Here is a 4,821-nt window from a genome sequence, read left to right as displayed (position 1 = left end):
GCCGCGGCCATTTTTGCAGAGGCTAGCAAAGCTGTTGATTTTGGTGACCTGAAAGATCAACGCCTCAGCCTATCTGTGAATGGTGAGCTGCGTCAGGACGCGAGCGTCGCTGATCTGATCCATTCCGTACCTGCAGTGATTGCGGATCTGTCCAAGTTCTATCACCTTGTTCCTGGCGATGTGATCATGACAGGTACGCCTGCTGGTGTTGGCGCTGTTCAAGCTGGCGATGTGCTGCGTGGTGAGATCGAAGGTCTGGCGCCTGTTGAATTGACACTGACCGATCCTGAATAAGCTCGGTTGGTGATATGCGCAAATTTGTGCGGTTTGATTGCCATTGATGCATAGAGGGGTGGCGCCTGAGGGATATACTCCCAAGGCGCGACCCCAATTGTTACGCGATGACAGAAGCTGTGACAGCCCAGACAGTCATCAGGGATACAAAAGCGGTTATTGTGGGTACGATTATACGTGCCATGTTAGTTTCTCCTTTCCGGCGACCCGGAATTGGGTCGCGGTGCGTGCCGCGGCGGGATGCTGCAGCTTTCCTAACTCTAGGACAGAATGTCGCAGTGATCACTGCACAGATGCTCACGAAAGGAGCAGTAGCTGTGAGGTTTTGCTAGGCTTAGGTAGCCTGATGAATTCTGAGACACGCGATTTAAAGCAATGAAATTAAGGTGCTAAGCTGTGTTTCACGCGTGTGATTTGCTTTGAAATATTGTTCAAGACTTTGAGCAGTTGGGCTAGTGTGGCGAGGCAATAAGAAATGAAAGTTGGATGCCATGACGGGTAAACTTCACGGAAAAGTCGCCGCTGTTACAGGTGCAGCTTCTGGAATTGGACTGGCAAGTGTTGAAGCGATGCTGGAACTCGGCGCGCGCGTTGTGATGATAGACCGCGATGCGGAAGCGTTAGAGCACGCAAAACAAAGGCTTGGCTCTAAGGTTGAGGTCCTTGAGATCGATCTACTTGATCCCTTGGCATGTGCGGCGATGGTTAACCGCATTGATGCACTGGTCGGACAGGTTGATATTTTCCATGCGAATGCTGGGACTTATGTTGGTGGTGATTTGGTCGATGCGGATACAACCGCGATTGATCGAATGATGAACCTGAATGTGAATGTCGTTATGAAGAACGTGCATGATGTTTTGCCCCAGATGATCGAACGCGGGGCAGGGGACATTATCGTCACCAGCTCGCTCGCGGCACATTATCCGACCCCTTGGGAACCTGTTTATGCCGCGTCTAAATGGGCGATTGATTGCTTTGTACAAACCGTGCGGCGTCAGGTGTTTAAACATGGCATTCGTGTTGGTGCGATTTCACCTGGTCCTGTTGCCAGTGCCTTGATCGCAGATTGGCCCGCCGAGAAGCTGGAAGAGGCAAAGCGCGAAGGAAGCCTGTTAGAGCCAGCTGAAGTTGCAGAGGTGATTGCCTTCATGCTCACACGGCCCCGTCATATGACGATCCGGGATGTTGTGATGATGCCGACGAACTTTGATCTTTGAGCCGCTTTAACGCTTGGGCCAAATAAGGCGACCCGCGTTGGGACTACCGTAGCAATGGGTCACATATTCTAGCACATGGCGACCCTGCCATTCGTCATCGCGATCAGCAGCGACGAAACGATGTTCAAAACTATAATCGCCCTCGGGCAGGTCGGCGAATTCCCAAAGCACACCATGTTTGGCCCAACCGGCAATCGAAAGCAGTTTACGACCACGGATCATGCCGGGCGTGACAGAAACACGCGAGAACCGTTCACCGCGATACCAGCGGGCCAGTTCGATATCATCTTCTGGGGTATTTGTATTGTAATGGCCAAATTGCATCGCGGGCGGGGGTCCCATACCATAGGGCGATGTGCGTTGCTCCGGTGAATTGACGACCTGCTCTTCAAGGTAGACAGACGTGCGGTAGTTCTGGAGCGCCTTAAGTTGGGGCGCATGGCTTTCAGCGATGGCATCAAGTGGCGCGTCTTGGCCAAAGAAAACTTCCGAAGATAGCGCTGCTGTTAAGATGACATTTTGCCAACCTGTTGCAATGTTTGGATCCGTCGTTTCATGCTTTTCTGGCGCACCGTCAATGTAACCTTTGGTGGGGGATTGCACGATGTCGTAATGACCGACCCAACCGACACCAGCGCTGGCTTGCACTTTGGGAAGGTAGCTATTGTGGAGCCAATCAAGTGTCTCGATCTTTGATCCCTCGTCGAGATCGAACCATTCCACCTTGATCACTTCACTCATAGCGCCGCCCTCTTTGCGTGTCCTTTGATGCAGGCACCAACGCACCCGTGATCAAAACTTTTGCCCCAATCGGGACAAATGACAAGTTGGCGTGCAGGGAGGATTTGGGCACATGGTGACGGTCCGCACCGTTAGGCACGCACCGTTGATCGGGAGTTTTGGGCGCTTAGTTGTCCGCGCGTTTCGCAAACACAGCTTCGATTGCTTCTGCACGTGTCAGCCCTTTGGCTGCCAATTGTGCATCGGACATGTCGACGAGTTGTTCAGCGTCATGGGCCATTGCATTGGCGTTTGCGAGACTGTCCATCAGGTTGTTAAGTGCAACAAATGGTGCAGAAATCAGCTGGCGAAGGTTTGAGGCGCCGTGTTCAATATTTGCGTATGCCATTAGAAGAACTCCGTTCTTGGATAGGTCTTTTGCTTAGTACTTACTTGGGGCTATCCGTCGAAATGAACACCGCTAAAACCGGATACCCCCTATGCAAAATTTGCAAGGCTCAAAGCGCTCTAAGGGCCGCGAGGTATCACTTTTGCGACTGTCTTTTATCAGAACTTATGTAGGCGAAACGCGGTTTCAGGCGGTAAGTTCAACGGCATTCAGCCAGCTAACACGAAAAGGGGAGCGCGAAATGTCTCAACGATTGACGGGCAAAAGCCACGATGAAGCGACAGGAACGACCAAGCATGTGTACGAGGCATCCGATCGTTTGCTCGGACGCACGGCAAATTTGCAGCGCATTTTAGCGACCCACAGCCCTTATCTCGCGCGTTGGTTTGGTGGAATGGTCGCAGCGGTGCGCCAGCCTGATCTGGGTGCAACATGTGAGCCACGTCTGCGCGCTTTGGCCTGCATCAAAACGTCTATGACCAACGCCTGTACCTATTGCATGACGCATACATCTGTCTTTGGGCAGGGTTTGGGCATTTCAGAACCCGAGCTGGAAGCGATGTTAGACGGGTCTTACAAAACCAGTTCTCTCTTCAGTGCCAGAGATCGCGCAGCGATTGCTTGGTCTGAGGCGATGACCCTGAACACTGCGCAGCGGGATAATGAGGTTTGGGGAGAGATGAAAGCGAACTTCACGGAGGCTGAGATTGTTGAAATTTCTATGGCCTGCGCGATGTTCAATATGATTAACCGTCTAAACGATAGCTTCCGCACCGATCTTGAATCTGATGATCACCACAAAAAGCAATGGGATGCGGTCGAAGGGGATGCCTCAATCGACGATATCGAGGCCTATGCTGCTGGATTTACAGCTATTGGTCAGGCAGAGCGTTCGGCCTGACCGAACTAGCCTGATTGTTTGGTGATTTCTTCCTCGACCTGATCCATGCGGTCTTTGCCGAAGAACATTTCGTCACCGACGAAGAAAGTTGGCATGCCAAAGGCACCGCGCTCAACAGCGGTGTTGGTGCGCTCGAAAAGTTCTGTTTTGATAGCTTCAGTCTGGCTGGCTTCCCAAAGCGCCGCGCCGTCGAAACCCGCTGCGGATAAGGCCGCCGCGGTTGTGGCAGGATCGTTGACGTTGACCTCGTCCTCCCATGCGATTTTCATGCCCGCGTCCACATAGGCACGCAGGTTGCCCTTGTGCATTTCAGCGATTGCCGCGCGCATCATAAAGACAGTGCGCAGTTGAAAATGGGGATTGAAACGGAACTTTGTCGCACCGCTTTTCTTCACAAACCGATCAAATTCAAGCTGATCATATTTGATCTTGTTGCTCACATGGGCATTGGTTTCCATGGGAGACTTGTTGTTTGTCGCGTTGAAAATACCGCCAAGCAAAGCAGGTTGATAGGTGATTTCTACGCCTGTGCGTTGCTCCATCGCGGGCACGAGTTTATGCGCGAGATAGGCGTTGGGGCTGGAGAAATCGAAGTAGAAATCAACTTGCATGGGTGTTGCTCCTAGTTGGAATAGGCGTTCATCGTCAGCAATTCGTACTCTGCGACTTTCTCCTTGTCCTGATTACTGAGCGTCACATGCCAGCGCACTTCGCCGTATTCATCGTTGCGCGGCGTTTTCTTTTTCACGCTGAGACGCACACTGATATGATCGCCCGCTTGCACGGGTTTCATGAAACTTAGATTATCAAGGCCAGTGTTGGCCAACACTGGACCCTCATTCGGCTCTACAAACAGACCCGCTGCGAAGCTGAGCAAAAGGTAACCATGGGCCACGCGCCCAGGGAAGAACGGGTTCCGCTTGGCGGCTTCTTCGTCCATGTGGGCATAAAAGGTGTCGCCAGTGAAATGTGCGAAATGCTCGATGTCTTCCATCGTGACTTCGCGGCTCTCGGTATTGATGGTTTCTCCGATATGAAGCTCGTGGAATGTGCGCGTAAAAGGATGCGCAGGCGCGGGGATTTCCGCACTACCATCGGTCCATGTGCCTTTGATCGCGGTGAGGATGTCAGGGCTGCCTTGGATCGCTGTGCGCTGCATGTAATGCAGAACTGCGCGCACACCGCCGAGCTCTTCACCGCCACCTGCGCGACCCGGTCCGCCGTGGACCATGTGCGGCAGGGGGGAGCCGTGGCCTGTACTTTCTTTCATGCTGTCG

General features: G+C 52.7%; 7 protein-coding genes. 3 read left to right on the top strand and 4 right to left on the bottom strand.

Going from position 1 to position 4,821, the window contains the following annotated elements; genetic code table 11:
• Positions 1-294, top strand: a 294-nt coding sequence (locus ABJQ89_RS04890) for a fumarylacetoacetate hydrolase family protein (protein ID WP_348495145.1), incomplete at its 5' end; no start/stop codon positions are given.
• Between the two features lie 491 nt (positions 295-785).
• Positions 786-1,514 carry an SDR family oxidoreductase gene (locus ABJQ89_RS04885; RefSeq protein WP_348495144.1) on the top strand — a complete coding sequence of 243 codons (729 nt, stop codon included), beginning with the start codon at positions 786-788 and terminating at the stop codon, positions 1,512-1,514.
• 6 nt (positions 1,515-1,520) lie between these two features.
• On the opposite strand, the gene ABJQ89_RS04880 is transcribed toward ABJQ89_RS04885, so the two are convergent.
• On the bottom strand, positions 1,521-2,255 hold the full coding sequence (locus ABJQ89_RS04880) for a hypothetical protein (RefSeq protein ID WP_348495143.1): 735 nt from the start codon (positions 2,253-2,255) through the stop codon (positions 1,521-1,523).
• A 166-nt stretch (positions 2,256-2,421) separates the two neighbouring features.
• On the bottom strand, positions 2,422-2,643 hold the full coding sequence (locus ABJQ89_RS04875) for a hypothetical protein (RefSeq protein ID WP_348495142.1): 222 nt from the start codon (positions 2,641-2,643) through the stop codon (positions 2,422-2,424).
• Between the two features lie 241 nt (positions 2,644-2,884).
• On the opposite strand from ABJQ89_RS04875, the gene ABJQ89_RS04870 reads away from it, so the two are divergent.
• Positions 2,885-3,544 (top strand): hypothetical protein, encoded by a 660-nt coding sequence (locus ABJQ89_RS04870; protein ID WP_348495141.1) that lies wholly within the window; start codon positions 2,885-2,887, stop codon positions 3,542-3,544.
• A gap of 5 nt (positions 3,545-3,549) precedes the next feature.
• Here ABJQ89_RS04870 and ABJQ89_RS04865 read toward each other — a convergent pair whose 3' ends face one another.
• On the bottom strand, positions 3,550-4,155 hold the full coding sequence (locus ABJQ89_RS04865) for a 2-hydroxychromene-2-carboxylate isomerase (RefSeq protein WP_348495140.1): 606 nt from the start codon (positions 4,153-4,155) through the stop codon (positions 3,550-3,552).
• Positions 4,156-4,166: 11 nt separating this feature from the next.
• On the bottom strand, positions 4,167-4,821 hold a 655-nt coding region (locus tag ABJQ89_RS04860; protein ID WP_348495139.1), incomplete at its 5' end, for a MaoC/PaaZ C-terminal domain-containing protein.

Source organism: Planktotalea sp., assembly GCF_039984035.1.
In the GTDB taxonomy this organism is placed as follows: Bacteria; Pseudomonadota; Alphaproteobacteria; order Rhodobacterales; family Rhodobacteraceae; genus Planktotalea.
The sequence above is the reverse complement of the archived record's forward strand: the minus strand, read 5'-3'. Positions and strand labels throughout refer to the sequence as shown.

Coding starts and splice junctions, on each gene's coding strand:
- ABJQ89_RS04875 (WP_348495142.1), bottom strand. CDS start 2,643: ATGGCATACGCAAATATTGAACACGGCGCCTCAAACCTTCGCCAGCTG.
- ABJQ89_RS04885 (WP_348495144.1), top strand. CDS start 786: ATGACGGGTAAACTTCACGGAAAAGTCGCCGCTGTTACAGGTGCAGCT.
- ABJQ89_RS04870 (WP_348495141.1), top strand. CDS start 2,885: ATGTCTCAACGATTGACGGGCAAAAGCCACGATGAAGCGACAGGAACG.
- ABJQ89_RS04880 (WP_348495143.1), bottom strand. CDS start 2,255: ATGAGTGAAGTGATCAAGGTGGAATGGTTCGATCTCGACGAGGGATCA.
- ABJQ89_RS04865 (WP_348495140.1), bottom strand. CDS start 4,155: ATGCAAGTTGATTTCTACTTCGATTTCTCCAGCCCCAACGCCTATCTC.